The 19,163-nt window shown below is 68.5% G+C and carries 22 protein-coding genes; 16 read left to right on the top strand and 6 right to left on the bottom strand.

The window, feature by feature from the left end; genetic code table 11:
* Window positions 1-4: 4 nt before the first annotated feature.
* Both ABIE21_RS02760 and ABIE21_RS02755 read right to left on the bottom strand, forming a co-directional pair.
* Window positions 5-322 (bottom strand): ArsR/SmtB family transcription factor, encoded by a 318-nt coding sequence (locus ABIE21_RS02760; protein ID WP_354023250.1) that lies wholly within the window; start codon window positions 320-322, stop codon window positions 5-7.
* Entirely contained in the window at window positions 319-801 is a 483-nt protein-coding gene (locus tag ABIE21_RS02755; RefSeq protein ID WP_354023249.1) for an SRPBCC family protein, read from the bottom strand. The genes ABIE21_RS02760 and ABIE21_RS02755 overlap by 4 nt, the downstream gene beginning before the upstream one ends.
* A gap of 136 nt (window positions 802-937) precedes the next feature.
* Between ABIE21_RS02755 and ABIE21_RS02750 the strand changes: the two genes are divergently transcribed.
* Together ABIE21_RS02750 and ABIE21_RS02745 are read left to right on the top strand one after the other, a co-directional pair.
* Window positions 938-1,369, top strand: coding sequence for a DUF1801 domain-containing protein (locus ABIE21_RS02750; protein ID WP_354023248.1), 432 nt, complete (start codon window positions 938-940; stop codon window positions 1,367-1,369).
* Between the two features lie 57 nt (window positions 1,370-1,426).
* Window positions 1,427-2,080 (top strand): hypothetical protein, encoded by a 654-nt coding sequence (locus ABIE21_RS02745; protein WP_354023247.1) that lies wholly within the window; start codon window positions 1,427-1,429, stop codon window positions 2,078-2,080.
* A 13-nt stretch (window positions 2,081-2,093) separates the two neighbouring features.
* Here ABIE21_RS02745 and ABIE21_RS02740 read toward each other — a convergent pair whose 3' ends face one another.
* Entirely contained in the window at window positions 2,094-2,756 is a 663-nt protein-coding gene (locus ABIE21_RS02740; RefSeq protein WP_354023246.1) for a GAP family protein, read from the bottom strand.
* 153 nt (window positions 2,757-2,909) lie between these two features.
* Here ABIE21_RS02740 and ABIE21_RS02735 point away from each other — a divergent pair, with 153 nt between their 5' ends.
* The 11 genes from ABIE21_RS02735 to ABIE21_RS02685 all read left to right on the top strand — a co-directional run bounded on the left by ABIE21_RS02735 (window position 2,910) and on the right by ABIE21_RS02685 (window position 14,316).
* On the top strand, window positions 2,910-4,079 hold the full coding sequence (locus ABIE21_RS02735; protein WP_354023245.1) for an AI-2E family transporter: 1,170 nt from the start codon (window positions 2,910-2,912) through the stop codon (window positions 4,077-4,079).
* A gap of 173 nt (window positions 4,080-4,252) precedes the next feature.
* The gene (locus tag ABIE21_RS02730) at window positions 4,253-4,711 is read left to right on the top strand and encodes a DUF6325 family protein (RefSeq protein WP_354023244.1); all 459 of its coding nucleotides are present in this window, start codon (window positions 4,253-4,255) and stop codon (window positions 4,709-4,711) included.
* Between the two features lie 195 nt (window positions 4,712-4,906).
* Window positions 4,907-5,308, top strand: a complete 402-nt coding sequence (locus ABIE21_RS02725) for a DUF7144 family membrane protein (RefSeq protein ID WP_354023243.1) — start codon at window positions 4,907-4,909, stop codon at window positions 5,306-5,308.
* A gap of 28 nt (window positions 5,309-5,336) precedes the next feature.
* Window positions 5,337-7,703, top strand: coding sequence for an arylsulfatase (locus ABIE21_RS02720; protein ID WP_354023242.1), 2,367 nt, complete (start codon window positions 5,337-5,339; stop codon window positions 7,701-7,703).
* 9 nt (window positions 7,704-7,712) lie between these two features.
* Complete coding sequence (locus ABIE21_RS02715) at window positions 7,713-7,946, top strand: PLD nuclease N-terminal domain-containing protein (protein WP_354023241.1); 234 nt, start codon at window positions 7,713-7,715, stop codon at window positions 7,944-7,946.
* Window positions 7,947-7,964: 18 nt separating this feature from the next.
* On the top strand, window positions 7,965-9,431 hold the full coding sequence (gene cls, locus ABIE21_RS02710) for a cardiolipin synthase (RefSeq protein WP_354023240.1): 1,467 nt from the start codon (window positions 7,965-7,967) through the stop codon (window positions 9,429-9,431).
* A 117-nt stretch (window positions 9,432-9,548) separates the two neighbouring features.
* Window positions 9,549-10,574: an iron-siderophore ABC transporter substrate-binding protein gene (locus ABIE21_RS02705; RefSeq protein WP_354023239.1), complete on the top strand. Its 1,026-nt coding sequence runs from the start codon at window positions 9,549-9,551 to the stop codon at window positions 10,572-10,574.
* Window positions 10,571-11,614, top strand: a complete 1,044-nt coding sequence (locus ABIE21_RS02700; protein ID WP_354023238.1) for a FecCD family ABC transporter permease — start codon at window positions 10,571-10,573, stop codon at window positions 11,612-11,614. The genes ABIE21_RS02705 and ABIE21_RS02700 overlap by 4 nt, the downstream gene beginning before the upstream one ends.
* Before the next feature lie 11 nt (window positions 11,615-11,625).
* Window positions 11,626-12,699, top strand: coding sequence for a FecCD family ABC transporter permease (locus tag ABIE21_RS02695; RefSeq protein ID WP_436232316.1), 1,074 nt, complete (start codon window positions 11,626-11,628; stop codon window positions 12,697-12,699).
* Entirely contained in the window at window positions 12,696-13,511 is an 816-nt protein-coding gene (locus tag ABIE21_RS02690) for an ABC transporter ATP-binding protein (protein WP_354023236.1), read from the top strand. The genes ABIE21_RS02695 and ABIE21_RS02690 overlap by 4 nt, the downstream gene beginning before the upstream one ends.
* A 10-nt stretch (window positions 13,512-13,521) precedes the next feature.
* Window positions 13,522-14,316, top strand: coding sequence for a siderophore-interacting protein (locus ABIE21_RS02685; RefSeq protein ID WP_354023235.1), 795 nt, complete (start codon window positions 13,522-13,524; stop codon window positions 14,314-14,316).
* Between the two features lie 7 nt (window positions 14,317-14,323).
* Here the strand turns inward: ABIE21_RS02685 and ABIE21_RS02680 are convergent, their stop codons facing one another.
* From ABIE21_RS02680 to ABIE21_RS02670, 3 genes are all read right to left on the bottom strand, one after another.
* On the bottom strand, window positions 14,324-15,157 hold the full coding sequence (locus ABIE21_RS02680) for an AraC family transcriptional regulator (protein ID WP_354023234.1): 834 nt from the start codon (window positions 15,155-15,157) through the stop codon (window positions 14,324-14,326).
* Window positions 15,154-15,609, bottom strand: a complete 456-nt coding sequence (locus ABIE21_RS02675) for a GyrI-like domain-containing protein (RefSeq protein WP_354023233.1) — start codon at window positions 15,607-15,609, stop codon at window positions 15,154-15,156. Before ABIE21_RS02675 ends, ABIE21_RS02680 begins: the two co-directional genes overlap by 4 nt.
* Before the next feature lie 61 nt (window positions 15,610-15,670).
* Window positions 15,671-16,927: an MFS transporter gene (locus tag ABIE21_RS02670; protein ID WP_354023232.1), complete on the bottom strand. Its 1,257-nt coding sequence runs from the start codon at window positions 16,925-16,927 to the stop codon at window positions 15,671-15,673.
* A 96-nt stretch (window positions 16,928-17,023) separates the two neighbouring features.
* Between ABIE21_RS02670 and ABIE21_RS02665 the strand changes: the two genes are divergently transcribed.
* Genes ABIE21_RS02665 through ABIE21_RS02655 form a run of 3 tightly spaced genes read left to right on the top strand, consistent with a single transcriptional unit; the run spans window position 17,024 to window position 19,161 of the window.
* Complete coding sequence (locus ABIE21_RS02665; RefSeq protein ID WP_354023231.1) at window positions 17,024-17,719, top strand: NADPH-dependent F420 reductase; 696 nt, start codon at window positions 17,024-17,026, stop codon at window positions 17,717-17,719.
* 55 nt (window positions 17,720-17,774) lie between these two features.
* A complete protein-coding gene (locus tag ABIE21_RS02660; RefSeq protein WP_354023230.1) occupies window positions 17,775-18,452 on the top strand; it encodes a DNA alkylation repair protein in 678 nt (225 codons plus the stop codon).
* A 43-nt stretch (window positions 18,453-18,495) separates the two neighbouring features.
* A complete protein-coding gene (locus ABIE21_RS02655; protein ID WP_354024392.1) occupies window positions 18,496-19,161 on the top strand; it encodes a DNA alkylation repair protein in 666 nt (221 codons plus the stop codon).
* Window positions 19,162-19,163: the final 2 nt, after the last annotated feature.

Below are 19,163 nucleotides of genomic sequence, written 5' to 3'. Positions count from 1 at the left end.
CCGGTCACAGCCCTTCGGCGATGCGCTTGATCTCGGCGAGCCGCTGCTCCCACTCGGCGCCGACGCGGTCGAGGTCGCGGGCGGTCGCGGTCAGCCGCGCGCCGAGCACCCGGTAGCGCACCTCGCGGCCCACACGCACGGGTTCGACGAGCCCGACGTCCTGCAGCACCGCGAGGTGCTTCGCGATCGCCTGGCGCGTCACCGGTAGGCGCCCGGCGAGGGTAGACGCCGAAGCGTCGCCCCCGCCGAGAGCCGCCAGGATGCTCCACCGGGTCTCGTCACCGAGAGCGGCGAACACGGGTACTAACGGGGTCTGGCTCACGAGCCGCCTTCGAGATACGCGACCAGTTCGTCGAGCTCGGAGTCCCACCCGCTGCGGTGGTCCTCCATGCTGGCGGCCGGGTCGGCAAGTGTGTCGAACCCGGTCTCGACGACGGTGAGCTGTGTGCCGCCGTCGAACGGCTGCAGCGTGAAGCGGAAGACGGTCGAGTGCGCCGGGTCGACGCGCGCCGGGTCGGCACTCTCGCCGACCGAGTTGCTCCAGCGGTAGGCGATCATCCGGGGCTCGTCGAGCTCCTCGACGGCGATGGGCAGATCGTCGTAGCCGTCGAAGTGCAGCACCCCGCCGGCTCCCACGGCGACGGGCTCGAGTTCCGCGCGCTGCGGGAACCACCGCGCGATGTGCTCGGCCTGGGTGATCGCGGCCCACACCCTCTCGAGAGGTGCGGCGATGGAGATGGTGCGCCGCACGGAGTATCCGCCGGGGTCGACGACGGTGGACGGGTTCGCAGTCATGGTCATGATTGTGTTCCTTTCGGTCGATTACTGCAACCCCACAGTTGCATTAATTCGAGGCATTCCGCAACCCCTGGGTTGCAGGTGCGCGCGATGGGTCGGCGTCGTACCGTAGAGGCATGGCCTCCGAATCGACACGCCGATGAACCCGACGGACGCGAGTGTGTGCGAGTTCGTCGACGCCGTCCCCGGCGACGCCCGCCGACGCGACGCGAAGACGCTCATCGAGATCATGGGGCGCGTGACCGGCGAGACGCCGCGCATGTGGGGGCCGACCATCATCGGTTTCGGGCGGTACCACTACGAGTACGCCAGCGGCCGGGAGGGCGACGCGGCCGCGGCCGGCTTCTCACCCCGCAAAGCGGCCACCACCATCTACCTCCCCGATGGAGTCGGCGCCTACGCCGACGAGCTCGAGCGGCTGGGTGAGCACACGACCGGCGTCGGATGCCTCTATCTCAAACACCTCGACCGCGTCGACCTCGGCGTGCTCGAGAGCATCGTCGAACAGTCGTACCGGAGGGTGACGGCGGGCACGTTCGGGCAGCGCGCCGCGGAGTCGGGCGACCAGTGACCCTCTTGACCGGGACGTGTGACTGGAGCACTCTCTAATCACCCAGAGGAGGCTGCGTTGCACGAACCCGTCTCGCCCGAACCGGCCATCACCGCCCACGCCAAGTCCGGGCGCGGTGACGAGGTTCGCGAGATCATCGCGGTGGTGCTGTTGTCGTTGACGGCAATCCTCACGGCTTGGTGCGGATTCGAGTCGTCGAAGTGGAGCGGCCAGATGTCGATCCAGTTCAGCGAGGCGTCGAGCGCCCGCATCCGTTCGATCGACTTCGCGAGCGAGGCCCGCGACGCGCGTTCGGTAGACCTGGCGATCTACACGCAGTGGGTAGACGCCAAGGCCAGGCAGGACGAAGCGTTCGCGACGTACGTCAGCAACCGGTTCACCCCTGAGTTCACAACGGCGTTCGACGACTGGGTGCAGGGGGGCGAGCAACTCAAGTCGCCGTTCGCCGAGCCGTCGTATGTTCCCGCGGGCGAGGTCGAATCGAGGAAGGCATCGAAACTCGCCGACGCGAAATTCGCTCTGGCCCTCCAGAGCAACCAGCGCGGCGACAACTACTCGATGCTGACGGTGATGTTCGCCCTCGTACTCTTCTTCGCCGCGATTGCCGAGCGCGCCACGTCCCGGTGGTCGAGTTGGTTCTTGATCTGCCTCGCCGGCCTTGTCTCACTCGGCGGGGTAGCCGTTCTGGCGAGCTTCCCCGTCTTGTTCTAATCCCCGACGTGAGTCAGAACCGGGTCAGCCCGCTGCCGACGATCACGACACCGATCATCAGCATGATCACGACGCTGACGATGGTGGTGTTCGCGGCGATCCACACGCGCGCCCGCTCGAGCTGCTTGTCGGTGCGGCCGGGCGCGACGAGACTGGCGATGACCGGTGTCGCGACCGACGACGCCGAGACGACCGTGTAGGTTCCGATCACGAACGCCATCTCGCCCGTCGAGAGCGAGTCGCCGCGCAGCGACAGTCCGGCGGCCGCCGCGAGAAGCACGGCCTTCGGACGCACGTTCAGGAGCAGAGCGAAACCGAACGCCGTCAGCGGCCGCATGGTGCCGACCGCACGGAGCCACCTCGGCATCTCGTCGCCGTCCGACAGTCCGCGGCGACGCCACGTGACGACGGCCACGACGATCAGCCCGAGCCCCACCGCGACGAGCGCAGCACCGAGGGCCTCGTCCGCCTGCCGTCGGGATACGGGGATCACCGCGGCGAGCGCCGCGAACGCGGTGATCATCGCGGCCAGCCCCAACACCCACCCGATGAGAAAGGCGGTCGGAGAACGGCTCCTGTTCGGCGAGAGCAGCAGGAGGATCACCGCGGTTATGGGAACGGAGCTGAGGGCGCCCGCGAAGGCGACGGGGAGGATGTGACCCACCGCAGCCCACATGAACCCACCGTCTCGATCAGCCGCACACGGACCGGGAATCCGTCCGGGTGAGGCGACGGTAGTCCGCAGCGAGGCGCCGCTACCTCACCCCGTAGAGATGATGTAGCTCCCGTGACCGGCTCAATAGCGTGTGGCCATGACCCCGAGCGCAGCATGACCGACACCGCGGCGGCGCGATCTCCACGCGCGACCACGATTCTGGTGGCCCTCGCGGCGGCGACTGTCGTAGCCATCGGCATGAGTTCGATCCGGGGCATCCTGGCGCCCACCCTGCTGACTCTGATCCTCGTCATCTGCGCCAACCCGGTGCGCACCTGGCTGCTCGCCAAAGGGGTACCTCCCGGTCTCGCGACCGGCTCGGTGATCCTCGTGGTGTTCGGGCTCCTCGCAACGTTCACCTACACGATCGTCATTGCGTTCGCCCAGTTCGTCGACATGCTCCCCGACTACGCCGACGAGATCGCACAGATCGGGACCAACGTCGGCGCCTGGCTGCAGAGCCTGGGCTTCGGTCAGGCGCAGGTGCAGTCGGTGGTCTCGGGAATCGATCCGGGCAACATCGCGGGGGTCGTGACGAACGCCATCGGCAGCATCGCCGGCATCACCGGCGCCCTCGTGATCATCCTCACAATGATGATCCTGATGGCGGCCGACGCCGTCTACTCGCGCACCATCCTCGGGCAGCTCCGCTCGCACAACCCGAACCTCGTTCTGGCGCTCGGCGACTATGCGTCGAACGTGCGGCGGTACATGGTCGTGACGACCGTGCTCGGGATCGCCCAGGGCGCTCTGAACGCGATAGCGCTCGTCGTCCTGCAGGTTCCTGCCGCCCTCCTGTGGGGCCTGCTCGCGTTCCTCTGCAGCTTCATCCCGAACATCGGCTACTTCTTCGCGATCGTGCCTCCCGTGCTCTTCGGATATCTCGTGGGAGGGTGGCCGACCGTGATCGCGGTGATCGTGGTCTACGGGGTCATCAACGCCGTCGTGCAGTCGATCATCCAGCCCCGGGTCGTCGGACACGCCGTGTCGCTGAGCCAGACGATCACCTTCTTCTCCGTGCTGTTCTGGGCGGTCGTCATCGGGCCGATCGGCGCCATCCTCGCGGTGCCGCTCACACTGATGGCCAAGACCTTCCTCGTCGACGCGAACCCCGAGTCGCACTGGTGGCGCCCCGCTCTCGGGCCGACCGGCGAGACGCGAGACATGGCGCGGGCCTCGGAAGACGAGGCCAAGCGCGACCGGCGCGGGCGAAAGAAAGCCGCCCCGGAACTGCACGCGAAGGCCCGGCGACGAGACGCCCCGGACATCACCCCGGCCGGATGAGGCCCTCGACTTTCGCTCAGCGATACCGTCAACCCAGCCGAGTCCCTCGGCGCTCACAGGAGGGAGACCCTTCATGAATCCCACAGGTCCAGCGGATCCCGAGCTCACACCGACGAGCCCTATCGACATCACTGCGATCCTCGCGCACCAGAACGACAGCACAGGAGCCGACCATGACAGATGAAGCGCACGACATCGCCGGACCGATCGACTTCGTCATCATCCGGTTCCCTGCGAAGACCGCTGCCTTCACGGGCGAGATCCTCGAAGAGGTCTCCCGACTCGTCGAGGCGGGAACCATCCGGGTCATCGACGCGATCGTCGTGGTGAAAGACGACGACGGCACCGTCGACGCCTTCGAGCTCTCCGAGTACGACGAGTCGAACACTCTCGAGTCGCTCGTGGGCGAGTTCGCGGAGTTCCTGGCCGCCGACGACGTCGCCCATCTCGCCGAGGCCATCGACCCGGGAACCGTCGCCGGCGTGCTGGTCTACGAGAACGTGTGGGCAGCGCCGTTCGCGATGGCGGCCCGCCGGGCGGGCGGCGAGCTGGTAGCCGACGGCCGCATCCACACCCAAGCCATCGCCGCGGCGATCGAAGCCGAGCGCGAGCTCGAAGAACAGGGAGCCTGACATGTTGAGAGCCGGACGAATCGGCCGGGTCGGCGTCGTGCGCGCACCGGTTGCCAAAGCGGCCGTCGTGACACGTGCCGTGCGCCCCGGCCCCGCCCCCGTGGCCAAGGCCGCGGTCGTCGGAGCCGCGGTGACTCCGCGTAGACGCCGCCTGTAGACGAACGTTTCAGAACCAATTACGAGAGGAACGACACGATGAGCAATGTCGAGGTAACCGGATGGGTCGGCTGGGGCCGATTCGCGGGAGTGATCATATTCATCAGCGGTGTGTTCGGGCTGCTCCAGGGGGTTGTCGCCCTGATCGCGCCCGATCCCTACTTCATCACCACGGAGGGCAGCCTGTTCCTCTTCGACCTGAGCGGGTGGGGATGGTGGCACATCGTGATCGGGCTGCTGCTCATGTTCACCGCCGCCGCGCTCTTCACGGGCGCGATGTGGGCCCGGGTGATCGCGATCATCCTGTGCGTACTCAGCGCTGTCGGCCAACTGCTGCTGCTGCCGGCGCAACCCTGGTGGTCGACGATCATCATCGCCCTCGACATCCTCGTCATCTACGCGCTCACGGCTCACGGCCGCGAACTCGCGGCCGACGTCTGAGTCCGCTACCCCGGTTCCGGAGAAGACCATGAGTCCCGATCGTCACTCGCGTGCCATGCTGCCCATCCCCGACGTGCCCGCGCCGGGTCTCACCACCTACGACGCCAAAGACCCCGACACGTCGTACCCGCCGATCCAGCCGCTGCTGCCGCCCGCCGGTGCACCGAACGTGCTCGTCATCCTCATCGACGACGCCGGCTTCGGCGCGTCGAGCGCGTTCGGCGGGCCGTGCCGCACCCCCAACGCCGAGAAGCTCGCGGCCGGCGGGCTCACCTACAACCGGTTCCACACCACCGCCCTGTGCGCCCCGACCAGGCAGGCCATGCTCACCGGTCGCAACCACCACTCGGTCGGGATGGGCAGCATCACCGAGACGGCGACATCGGCTCCCGGCAACAGCTCGCTGCGTCCGAACACCAAGGCCCCGCTGCCGATGACCCTCAAACTCAACGGGTACTCGACCGCCCAGTTCGGCAAGTGCCACGAGGTGCCCGTGTGGCAGTCTTCACCCATGGGGCCGTTCGACGCGTGGCCGTCGGCCGGCGGCGGTTTCGAGACCTTCTACGGCTTCATCGGCGGCGAGGACAACCAGTGGGAGCCGGCGCTCTACAACGGCACGACGCCCGTCGAGCCGCCCGCCACCGTCGAGGAGGGCTACCACCTCACCGAGGACCTCGCCGATCACGCGGTGAGCTGGATCCGCACCCAGAAGGCCCTGATGCCCGACAAGCCGTTCTTCGTCTACTTCGCTCCGGGAGCCACCCACGCCCCGCACCACGTCCCGAAGGAGTGGGCCGACAGGTACGCGGGCGAGTTCGCCGACGGCTGGGACGCGCAGCGCGAGAGCACCTTCGCCAGGCAGAAGGAGATGGGAATCATCCCCGCCGACGCCGAGCTGACCCCGCGGCACACCGAGATCCCCGCCTGGGACGACATGCCCGACGCTCTGAAGCCCGTGCTCGAACGTGAGATGGAGGTGTACGCGGGGTTCCTCGAGCACACCGACCACCACGTCGGCCGGGTCATCGACACCATCGAAGAGCTCGGGCTGCTCGAGAACACGATCATCTACTACATCGTCGGCGACAACGGCGCCTCGGCCGAGGGAACCCTCAACGGGGCCTTCAACGAGATGGCGAACTTCAACGGCATGGCCGCCCTCGAAACGCCGGAGTTCCTGGCCTCCAAACTCGACCAGCTCGGTGGACCGGAGTCGTACAACCACTACGCCGTCGGCTGGGCCTGGGCGATGGACACCCCGTTCCAGTGGACCAAGCAGGTGGCTTCGCACTGGGGCGGCACCCGCAACGGAACCATCGTGCACTGGCCGAACGGCATCGACGAGAAGGGCGGATTGCGTTCGCAGTTCACCCACGTCATCGACGTGGCCCCGACGATCCTCGAGGCCGCCGGGTTGCCCGAGCCGACCATGGTCAACGGCGTGCTGCAGTCGCCCATGGAGGGCACCAGCATGCTCTACAGCTTCAACGAGCGCGAGGCCCCCGAACGCCACGAGCTGCAGTACTTCGAGATGTTCGGCAATCGGGGCCTGTACTACAAGGGCTGGAGCGCCGTCACCAAGCACAGGACACCGTGGGAGATGGTCGGCCCTACGCTGCCCGCTTTCGACGACGACGTCTGGGAGCTCTACGATGGCAGCACCGACTACAGCCAGGCCCGCAATCTCGCGGGCGACGACCCGGCCATGCTCGCGAAGCTGCAGCGACTGTGGATCATCGAGGCCACGAAGTACAACGTGCTCCCGATCGACGACCGCGGGGTGGAGCGGGCCACCCCCGAGATCGCCGGACGCCCCACGCTGATCCACGGCAAGACCCAGCTGTTGTTCTCGGGCATGGGACGGCTGTCGGAGAACAGCGTCGTGAGCATCAAGAACAAGTCGTTCTCGGTGACCGCCGAGGTGACGATCCCCGACGGGGGCGCCGAGGGTGTGATCATCGCCCAGGGCGGTCGTTTCGGCGGGTGGAGCGTGTATGCCAAGGCAGGAAGGATCAAGTTCAGCTACAACGTGCTGGGCCTCCAGGAGTTCGCCACCGAGGCCGAACGGCAGCTGGCGCCAGGCAAGCACCAGGTGCGTGTGCGGTTCGCCTACGACGGCGGCGGGCTCGGCAAGGGCGGCGACGTCGCCCTCTACTACGACGGCGAGCCAGCGGGCACGGGACGCGTGGGGGCGACGCAGGCAATGATCTTCTCCGCGGACGAGACGACGGATGTCGGCTACGAGTCCGGAACCTCAGTCACGGCCGACTACACGCCGCAGACCAGCCGGTTCACCGGCGCGATCCACTGGGTGCAGATCGATCTCGGCGACGACGACCACGACCACCTCATCGACCCACTCGAGACGCTGCGCATCGCGATGGCCAGACAGTAAGGACCGATCATGGACGATTTCTGGGATTTCTTCGGGTTCTTCTTCTGGAGCTACGTGGTCATCTCGCTGTTGATCGTGCTGTTCGCGATTTTCGCCGACCTGTTCCGCGACCGATCGACGGGCGGCTGGGCCAAGGCGGCGTGGATCCTCTTCCTGGTCTTCGTGCCGTTCATCGGCGCGGTCGTCTACATCGGCACTCGGGGCCGGGGCATGGACGAGCGCAAGACCGAGTCGCCGACCTAGCCAGGACGAGATAGACGCATGAACGACGTCACCACCGTGCTGCTCGTGCTGGCGTTCGCGGTCGACTGGGCGATCCGAATCGCCGCGCTCATCATCATCCCGCGAGACCGCAAACCCACGGCCGCGATGGCGTGGCTGCTGGCAATCTTCCTGATCCCGTTCGTGGGCATCTTCTTCTTCCTGCTGATCGGCAGCGTGCACCTGCCGAAGGCCAGACGCGAGAAGCAGAGAAGGATCAACGCGCTCATCGCCGATGCAGCCGTCGGCGGCGAGCTCCAGGCCGACCGGTCCAGCTGGCCGGCATGGCTCGAGGGGGTCACCGAGATGAACCGGGCGGTCAGCGGCATGTCCATCGCCGGCGGCAACGAGGCGCATCTCATCGACGACTACGAGCGGTCGTTCGCCGCCATGGCCGCCGACATCGACACCGCGACCTCGTTCGTGCACGTCGAGTTCTACATCGTGTCGTTCGATACGACCACCGCCGGATTCTTCGCCGCACTCGAGGCCGCGGTGAAGCGCGGCGTGACCGTGCGAGTGCTACTCGACCACGTGGCATCCGTTCGCGCCGTCGGCCACAAGGAGACCGTCGCGGAGCTCGACCGGATCGGGGTGAAGTGGAGCTTTATGCTGCCCGTGCAGCCGCTGAAGGGCAACTACCAGCGCCCGGATCTGCGCAACCACCGCAAGATCGTCGTGGTCGACGGGCGCGTCGGTTACATGGGGTCGCAGAACCTCATCGACCGCAGCTACAACCTGGAGAAGAACCTCAAACGCGGGCTGAAGTGGCAGGAGCTCATGACGCGGATCACCGGCCCCGTCGTCACGAGCATCAACGTGGTCTTCATCGGCGACTGGTTCTGCGAGACCGACGAGTTCATCACGGCGGAGAACGTGCCGATCACGAAGGTGGCCAGGCACGAGTCATCCGCCGCCCTCGACTGCCAGGTGGTGCCCAGCGGTCCCGGGTTCGACGGCGAGAACAACCTCCGGCTGTTCCTCGGGCTGCTGTACTCGGCGCAGGAGCGCATCATCATCACGAGCCCCTATTTCGTGCCCGACGAGGCGATGATGTACGCGATCACATCCGCCGTGCAGCGCGGGCTCGAGGTGCAGCTCTTCGTCTCGGAGACCGGCGACCAAGGCGGGGTGTTCCACGCCCAGCGCTCGTACTACACCGCCTTGCTCACCGCGGGTGTGCACATCTGGATGTATCCGCCGCCGTTCATCCTGCACGCCAAGCACCTGTCGATCGACGACGACGTGGCGGTGATCGGGTCGAGCAACATGGACATCCGCTCGTTCGCGCTCGACCTCGAGGTGTCGCTGCTAGTGCGCGGCCACGCGTTCGTCGCCGAGATGCGCGAGATCGAGGCGGGCTACCGCGCGGTCGGGCGCGAGCTCACCCTCGAGGAGTGGCAGAAGGAGCCGAGATCGGCGACCTTCCTCGACGGTCTCGCCCGGCTCACCTCCGCGCTGCAGTAGATCCCGGGCTCCCCGTTTGCAAAGCGACTGACGCTGCCCTAGGTTTGGTAAGGCAATCCTAAGCTTCGCACTCGCGCCGGGCATCCATGGATCTGCACTCCCAACCGAAAGGACACCATGCCTCGCGCATCACGACTGGCCGTCATCTCCGCGGCCACGCTGCTCGTAGCCGGGCTCACCGCCTGCTCCACCCCCGCTCCGAGCGCCCAAGCAGAGGCAGACGGCGACTGGACCCCGATCACGATCGAGCACGCACTCGGAACCACCACGATCGAGACCAAGCCCGAGCGCGTCGCCACGGTGAACTGGGCCAACCACGAGGTGCCGCTCGCACTCGGAGTCGTCCCGGTCGGAATGGCCGCCGCGAACTTCGGCGACGACGACTCCGACGGCCTGCTGCCCTGGGTGAAGGAGAAGCTCGACGAGCTCGACGCCGAGACCCCGGTGCTGTTCGACGAGACCGACGGCATCGACTTCGAGGCCGTCGCCGACACCCAGCCCGACGTGATCCTCGCCGCATACTCCGGGCTCACCCAGGAGGACTACGACACGCTGAGCGAGATCGCCCCCGTAGTCGCATACAAGGAGACCGCCTGGGGCACCCCGTGGCGCGAGATGATCGAGCTCAACAGCGAGGCCATCGGCCTGGCCGACGAGGGCGACGCTCTCATCGCCGAGCTTGAGGACGAGATCGCCGCCACCGCAGCGAAGTACCCGTCGATCGCGGGCAAGACCGCGATGTTCCTCACCCACGTCGACACCGCCGACCTCAGCGAGGTCAGCTTCTACACCACGCACGACACCCGCACGATGTTCTTCGAAGACCTCGGACTCGAGTTCCCGGCCAGCATCGCCGAGGCGTCCGACTCGACCGACAAGTTCTCGCTCACGCAGAGCGCCGAGCAGGCCGACGCGTTCGGCGATGTCGACATCATCGTGACCTACGGCGGAGACGACCTCGTCGCCGCCCTCACGGCCGACCCGCTGCTGTCGCAGATGCCGGCGGTTGCGAGTGGCTCGATCGTGAACCTGCCCGGTACCAGCCCGCTGGGTACCGCCGCCAACCCCACACCCCTCTCCATCTCCTGGGTGCTCGACGACTACGCGTCGCTCATCTCCCAGGCCGCTGACAAGGCAGAATGACCGCTAGCGGTACCCTGACCGCCCCGGACGTCGCCATCGTGCGACGTCCGCGGCGGCTGCGGGGGGTATGGTTGCTCGGCGCTCTCGGGGTGCTGGGCCTTCTCATGGTGGCGTCGGTCATGGTCGGCTCCCGCGAGGTCGGCCTCGACGACATCGTCGCCGCCCTCGGCGGCTCGGTCGACGGCTTCGACGAGGCCGCCGTCGCCAAGCGCATCCCCCGCACAGTGCTCGCCGTCATCGCCGGCGCCGCCCTCGGCATGTCGGGCGCCGTCATGCAGGGAGTGACGCGCAACCCGCTCGCCGACCCCGGGATCCTCGGGGTGAACCTCGGGGCGTCGCTCGCCGTCGTCATCGGCCTCGCCTACTTCGGTCTCTCGTCGGCGACGAGCTTCATCTGGGTGGCGATCGCCGGCGCCGCCGTGGCCGCCCTCTTCGTCTACACGGTCGGATCACTCGGCCGTGGAGGCGCGACACCCCTCAAGCTCGCCCTCGCCGGAGCCGCGACATCCGCCGCCCTCGCCTCGTTCGTCACCGCCGTCGTGCTGCCCCGCAACGATATCGCCGGCGGCGTGCGGTCGTGGCAGATCGGCGGCGTCGGCGGTGCGAGCTTCGACAGCACCCTGCAGGTGCTGCCGTTTCTCCTCGTCGGGTTCGCCATCTGCTTCCTGTCAGCCCGCGGCCTCAACTCCCTCGCCCTGGGCGACGACCTCGCCGCCGGCCTCGGCGAACGGGTCGCGATCGCCCGCGGCGCCGCCTCGCTCGGCGCGGTCGTGCTCTGCGGCGCGACCACGGCGGTCACCGGTCCGATCGCCTTCGTCGGACTCGTCGTGCCGCACGCCTGCCGACTGCTCATCGGCGTCGACCACCGCTGGCTGCTGCCGTTCTCGGCCGTGCTCGGCGCCGCCCTGCTCACCGGTGCCGACATCGTCGGCCGGATCGCCGCCCGCCCCGGCGAGGTCGACGTCGGAATCATCACCGCGCTGATCGGCGCCCCCTTCTTCATCTACATCGTGCGCCGGCAGAAGGTGCGGGCACTGTGAGCGCGGGCACGGTGAACGCCAGCACCGAAACCGTCGACGCCCCGACGCAGCGGCGCGAGATCACCGCCGACACCGTCGCGAGCAGCCGCAGACGCAGGGCGACCCGCCGCCGAGCGGTGATGGCGGTGCTCGGCGCGCTCATCGTCGTCTGCTTCGCGATCACGCTCATGGTCGGTCAGACGTTCTACCCGCCCGCCGACGTGATCGGCGTGATCCTCGGCCACGACGTCGCCGGCGCCACGTTCACGGTCGGCAGGCTGCGTCTGCCCCGCGCCGTGCTCGCGGTGCTCGTCGGCCTCTGCTTCGGCATCGGCGGCGTCACCTTCCAGACGATGCTGCGCAACCCGCTCGCGAGCCCCGACATCATCGGCATCAGCTCCGGCGCGAGTGCCGCCGCCGCGTTCGCGATCGTCACCCTCTCTCTCGGCGAGGCGCAGGTGTCTGCGTTCGCCATCGTCGCGGGTCTCGTCGTCGCGCTCGTCGTCTACGGGCTGTCGTTCAAGAGCGGCGTCGTCGGCACCCGGCTGATCCTGATCGGCATCGGCATCGCCGCGATGCTCGACAGCGTCACCGCCTACGTTCTCTCCCAGGCCGCCGAGTGGGACCTCCAGGAGGCGACGCGCTGGCTCACCGGCAGCCTCAACGGCTCCAACTGGGCGCAGGTGGTGCCGGTGCTCGTCGCACTCGCCGTGCTCGGGCCCGTGCTCGTCGGCCAGTCGCGCAACCTCTCGATGGGGCAGCTCGGCGACGACACCGCGTCGGCGCTCGGCGTGCGCGTCGAACGCTCCCGCATCGTCGTCATCATCGCCGCGGTCGGGCTGATCGCGTTCGCGACGGCGGCGACCGGCCCGATTGCGTTCGTCGCCTTCCTCGCCGGACCCATCGCATCCCGCATCGTCGGCCCCGGCGGATCCCTGCTCATCCCCTCGGCGCTGGTCGGCGCCCTGCTGGTGCTCGTCGCCGACTTCTGCGGACAGTTCGCGTTCGACACCCGCTTCCCCGTCGGCGTCGTCACCGGCGTGCTCGGCGCCCCGTACCTCATCTATCTCATCGTCCGCACCAATCGCGCGGGAGGCTCGCTATGACCACCGACCACACACTCTCCATCGAGAACCTGACCCTCGGCTACGCCGACCGCACGGTCATCGACGGGCTCGACCTCGTTGTGCCCGCGGGCAAGGTCACCGCGATCGTCGGCGCCAACGCCTGCGGCAAGTCGACCCTTCTGCGATCGATGTCACGGCTGCTCGCCCCGCGCACCGGCCGGGTCGTCCTCGACGGCAGAGACGTGCACCGCATGCCCGCCAAGCAGCTGGCGCGCACGCTCGGCCTGCTCCCCCAGTCGCCCATCGCCCCGGAGGGCATCACCGTCGCCGACCTCGTCGGGCGCGGACGGCACCCCCACCAGGGCATCCTCTCCCGTTGGAGCAGGGAAGACGACATCGCCGTCGCTGAAGCCCTCGAGGCTACCGAGACCGCCGCGCTGGCCGAGCGCAGCGTCGACGAGCTCTCCGGCGGCCAGCGCCAGCGCGTCTGGATCGCCATGGCCCTAGCCCAGCAGACCGACCTGCTGCTGCTCGACGAGCCGACGACGTTTCTCGACGTGAGCCACCAGATCGAGGTTCTCGACCTTCTCACCGACCTCAACAGCACGCGGGGCACCACGATCGTCATGGTGCTGCACGACCTCAACCTCGCCGCTCGATACTCCGACCACCTCGTCGCCCTCTCCGCCGGCCGGGTGCACGCGCAGGGCTCGCCCGCCGAGGTGCTGACCGAGGAGGTGGTGCGCACCGTGTTCGGGCTCGACAGCCGCGTCATCCTCGACCCGACATCGGGCAAGCCGCTCATGCTGCCGATCGGACGCCACCACATGACCGAGCTTTCCGCACTCTAGAGAGGCCACCATGAGCGCCCCCGCCCGCACCCTGCAGCCGACCAACCCGACCATGGTCGTGGCCGAGGTGGTGCGCGCGGCCCGCATCAGCCCCGGCATCATCCGCGTCACCCTCGGCGGCGAGGCGCTCGACCGGTTCGAACCGATGGGGTTCGACCAGTGGTTCCGGCTGTTCCTGCCGCCGACCGACGACGTCGTGGCGAACTTCGACCTGCCGAAGAAGATCAACCTGCTCGGCTACGTGCAGTTCCTGGCGATGCCGAAGGCCACCCGCCCGGTGATGCGCAACTACACGGTCCGCGATTTCCGCGCGGCCGAGCGGGAGCTCGACATCGACTTCGTCGCGCACGGCGACGACGGCCCGGCGAGCAGATGGGCGGGCTCGGCGCGCGCCGGCGACACCGTCGCCCTGCTCGACCAGGGCATCATGTTCGCCCCCGTCGCGGGTGTCGACTGGCAGCTGCTGGTCGCCGACGAGAGCGGGCTGCCCGCCGTAGCGGGAGTCCTGCGCGACATGCCGCGGGATTCGGTGGGTCACGCGTTCATCGAGATCCCGGATGCGGCCGACGCCCAGCCGCTCGACCCACCCGCCGGTATGACCGTGCACTGGCTCGTCCGCGGCCACGACGACCGGCCGGGCGCGCTGGCCCTCAGCACCGTCCAGGACTTCGACCTTCCGGAGGGCCCGGTCTACGCGTACCTCGTCGGCGAGCAGTCGCTGCCCACGTCGCTGCGTCGCTGGCTCGTGAACACGCGCGGGGTGCCGAAGGCCAATGTCACGTTCTGCGGCTTCTGGCGGGCGTGAGGCGCAGTCACCCCTCCAGCAGCACCGCGATGTCGGTGCGCAGGTCGCCGGGCGGAGTGACCGCGGGGTCGTTGAGGTAGTGCTCGACCACGGGATGGTCGGCGGGCACACGTCCGCTCTGCGGCAGCCAGCTGCCGTAGAACCAGGTGTACGCCGAGCGCATCGAGGCGTACGGGCCACGGTAGGCCAGCACGGCGTACTCGCCGGCGGGCAGCACGATCCGTTCGAGCTGAGTGGGCAACGGGGCATCCGCTGCGATCTCTATGCCCGCGGCCGACCGCAGCTCGGCCTCTGGCGCACCCTCCGGATCGTCGTAGTACACGGCGACCATGCCGCCGGGCGACGCCCCGACTCCCTCTCGCGCGCGGGTGAACGCCCGGCCGATGTCGACGAACGCGCCGCGATGCGGGGAGGCTGCGATCACCCGCTGCTCGAGGCGACGCAGACCGACCGGGTGCGCGGGCAGCCGCCCCGCCTGCGCTTCTGCCGTCGCCCGGTACAGCGTGTGGTCGCCCGATGCCCGGAACCGGGCGGGCGGAATCCCGTACGCCTCGCGGAAGTTGCGGGAGAACACCTCCGTGCTGGCGAAACCGCTGCGTCGGGCCACCTCGGCCACCGGCATCGCGGTGTCTGCGAGGTAGCCGGCCGCGCGCTGCAGCCGCAGTCGACGCACGGTGCTCGCCGCGGTCTCCCCGCTCATCGCGTGGTACACACGGTGCCAGTGGTACGACGAGAGGTGCGCGACCTCCGCCAGCCGGAACAGGTCGAGGTCGTCGTCGAGGTGGTCGTAGATGTAGTCGCAGACGTCGACGAGCTGACGCGTGTAGTCGGCACGATTCATTGCTGCGGTCGCACTCCGATCGAGATCTCGATGTCTCCCTCGGCAGAATAGCGCTCGAAGTCGGCGACGAAGGTCTTCGCGAGGTCGGTTCGCGCCCAGATCTGCTGCCACGCTTCGCCGACCAGGTCGGGGCGACCGGCGGCCACGGGGAAGACCAGACGGTCGGATGCCGGCACGGTGACAGTGGCCAGCCCCTGCGGCGGGGCGGATCCTTCCGGCACGATGCATCCGATCACGAACGTGTAGTCGCCGTCGTTGTTCTCGCCCTCGTTCGCGAACGCCGTGTAGACGGCGACCACGTCGTCGCCGAGGCGGTGCGGGATCTGCGTGACGCCGCCACCGTCGAAGAAGGCGCCCCACTGCGGCGGGATGGTCTCTGCCGCCTCGAGGTTGTTGGTGCGCAGCGCGATGCCGGCGACCGCCAGCGGACTGGTCAGGGTGTCTGTTCTCATACGACCACGCTAGGAGCGACCGGCATGACGATACTTGCTGTGTCTACTACACGTGCTCTGCCTACTGGTCGGCGGCCTGCTTCGCCGTGTTCGTGTCTGCCGGGTCGTGCTGGCGTCGGCTGGCGAACAGGAACGGGATGCCGATCAGCTCGACCACCCCTCCGATCACGAGCGAGGTGCCGTAGCCGCCTAGGTCGGCCGCGCGACCCAGCGCGGGCTGCACGAACACGCCGCCGAGGCTGCCGAAGAGCGAGTCGAACGACAGCACGGTGGCGCGCTGCTTCGACGGGATCATGTCGTTGAGGTAGGCCTGCCGCACCGGGCCGGCGACGGCGAACACGAATCCCCAGACCACCAGCAGGATGACGGCCAGCCAGAAGAGGCTGTTCAGGCCGAGCAGGATGAGCGTGGCGATGCTGATCAGCGAGGCACCGATCACCGTGGTCGTGCGCTTGGCGAACATGCCGCGCAGGCGGGGCGCCAGCACGCCGCCGGCGACCTGGGCGAGTGAGAGCACCGCCGCGGCGAGTCCCGCGATCGAGTAGGCCGACGGGTCGCCGTAGAGCTCGAGCAGGTAGGGCTGCAGGGCGTAGAACGCGTAGATGCCCACACCGGACGCGAACGGCGCCGAGAGGATGACGTAGCGCACCGACCGTTTTCTGAGGCCGTGTTCCACCGATTCGGAGAGCACGTGGCGGGTCGCCTTCAGCGGTCCGAGAGAACGGTCGGGGGTGAACCCCATGTCGCGCATCACCACTGCCGCGAAGACGAACATGATCACGAGGATCACGGCCCGCAGCACGAACGGCACTCCGAGATCCGTGGCCTGCGCGACGACCCCGCCCAGCACCGATCCCACGAACATGGCGACGCCGGTGACCACGAGTCCGCGGCCGAACACCGCCTCGAGGCTGCCGGTGTACCCGGTGGAGGTGAGCGCGTCGACCAGCCACGCCTCGACCGCTCCGGAGAAGAAGGTGAAGCCCAGGCCGAGGAGAACGGATGCCACGGCCCACCACACGAACGGAGCGCTCCAGACCCACAGCAGCCAGTAGAGGCCGGTCGTCGCGGCGAGGGTGATGGTGCCGAGCAGGTACGACGCCTTGCGCCCCACGGTGTCGGCGACCACCCCGGTAGGGATCTCGAAGACCACCATGCCGGCGGTGAAGAACGCGTTGGCGGCGAACGCCTCGAAGTTCGACAGACCGGCGTCGAGCAGGAAGAGCGTGTTGATCCCCCAGATGAACGACGCGGCGAGCGTGTTGCCGAGCAGCAGGATCAGGTAGACGCGCTGCACTCGCCTAGCCGCCGGATTCATGACCTCGGGTCTACCCGGGGAATGTCGGCGACTGCAACCCGCTTGACCTCTATAGGGCACATCGGCTGAGACACGACGAGAGTAGGGCGCAGCGACATGGACACGACGATCGGCATTCTGGGCGCGGGCAAGGTCGGAACGATCCTCGCCCGTCTCGCGATCGAGGCCGGCTACCGGGTGCGCATCGCGGGGTCGGGGTCGCCGGAGAAGATCTCGCTCATCGTCGACGTACTCAGCCACGGCGCCGTCGCCACGACAGCGGCCGACGCTGCGCAGAACTCCGACATCGTGATCCTCGCGCTCCCCCTCGGCAAGTACCGCAGCATCCCCGTCGACGCTCTCGACGGCAAGATCGTCGTCGACGCCATGAACTACTGGTGGGAGATCGACGGCATCCGCGACGACCTCGTCGACCCGCGCACCTCGTCGAGCGAGACCGTGCAGGACTTCCTCCCCCGCTCCAGGGTCGTCAAGGCGTTCAACCACATGGGCTACCACGACCTCGACGACGAGGCGCGCCCCGCCGGAGAGTCCGGGCGCAAGGCGCTCGCGATCGCGGGCGACGACCCCGCCGACGTGTCGGCGGTCGCCGACCTGGTCGACGCGCTCGGCTTCGACCCGGTCGTCGCCGGTCCGCTCGCCGAGGGTGTGCGCTTCGAGCCGAGCACCGAGCTGTTCGGATCCGACGTCGACGCCACGGCAGTGCGGGCGATGCTCGAGCGTTTCCCCACCTCGGCCCGCGGCATGGTCGTCGCCCGTGCGCGGGCCGAGTTCGCCGACGACGCCGCCTAGCGGAGACGCTGCGTCATCCGCGACGATTGTCTGATCCCGATCGCTCGGAGGCCCCATGACACCCGACGCTTCGCCCGGCTCGGCCGCCGACGTGCTGCTGCGGCTGCACGAGCTCGCCGACCCGGCCGAGTTCGACAAGATCGTGAAGCGCGTGAGCCGCGAGCAGGTGATCGGGGTGCGGATGAAACGGCTATTCGACCTCGCGAACGAGCAGGCGTCCATGGACCTCGACGAGGTGCGGCTGCTGCTGCGGTCGCCCTGGTACGAGGCGCGTGTCGTCGCGGTCAGCATCCTCGACGCGCGCGCCCGTCGATCGCCCGCGACGACGGACGACCGAAGCGCGATCTACGAGCTGTTCCTCGCCGAGCACCGCCACATCGACACCTGGGATCTCGTCGACCGCGCGGCACCGCGCGTCGTCGGCGACTACCTCCTCCACCGTTCGCGCGCCCCCCTGTTCGACCTCGCGCGGTCGGGTGACCCGTGGGAGCGCCGTACGGCGATCACGGCGGCCTTCTGGATCATCCGCAGCGGCGACCTCGACGACCCGCTCGCCCTCGCCGACCTGCTGCTCGACGACGACGAGCACTTCGTGCAGACCTCGGTAGGCACCGCCCTCCGCGAGATCCGGCGCATCGACGCCGCTCGGCTCGACGAATTCGTATCCCGAAACGCCGGGCGCATCCGGCCGGCGACCCGCCGCCTGATGGCCGACCGCGCGGCCTCGTCGTAGGCTGAACGCAGTCGAGAGAGGGGAGGCCGCAGTGGTGCAGACGATGACCGGGACGACCGTCGCGGAGGTGATGGCCGAGCTGGCAGACCTCGCCGACCCGCGCATTCTCGAGGTAAATCTCCGGCACGGCGACGACCACGCCGTCAACCTGACCAAGCTGCGCGCGGTGGCCAAACGGCTGAAGACCCAACAGCCGCTCGCGGTCGAGCTCTGGGACACCGGCGACACGGCGGCCCGCCTGCTCGCCATTCTGATCTGCAGCCCGAAGGCGTTCGAGCTCGACGAGCTCGACTCCATGCTGCGCGACGCCCCTGCGCCGAAGGTGCAGGACTGGCTCGTCAACTACGTCGTGAAAAAGCACCCGCGGGCCGAGGAACTGCGGCTGCGGTGGTTCACCGACCCCGATCCGATCGTGGCGAGCGCCGGCTGGGCGCTCACGTCGGACAGGGTAGTGAAGCGCCCGGAAGGCCTCGACCTGTCGGGGCTGCTCGACATCATCGAGGCGCGGATGAAGACGGAGCCCGACCGGCTGCAGTGGGCGATGAACACGTGCCTCGCCCAGATCGGGATCACGCACCCCGAGCACCGTGAGCGCGCCGTCGCCATCGGCGAGCGCCTCGAGGTGCTCAAGGACTACCCGACTCCCCCGGACTGCACGTCGCCGTTCGCGCCAGTCTGGATCGCCGAGATGGTGCGCCGCCAGAAGTAGAC

The organism is Conyzicola nivalis, assembly GCF_040548875.1.
Lineage (GTDB): Bacteria > Actinomycetota > Actinomycetes > Actinomycetales > Microbacteriaceae > Conyzicola > Conyzicola nivalis_A.
The sequence above is the reverse complement of the archived record's forward strand: the minus strand, read 5'-3'. Positions and strand labels throughout refer to the sequence as shown.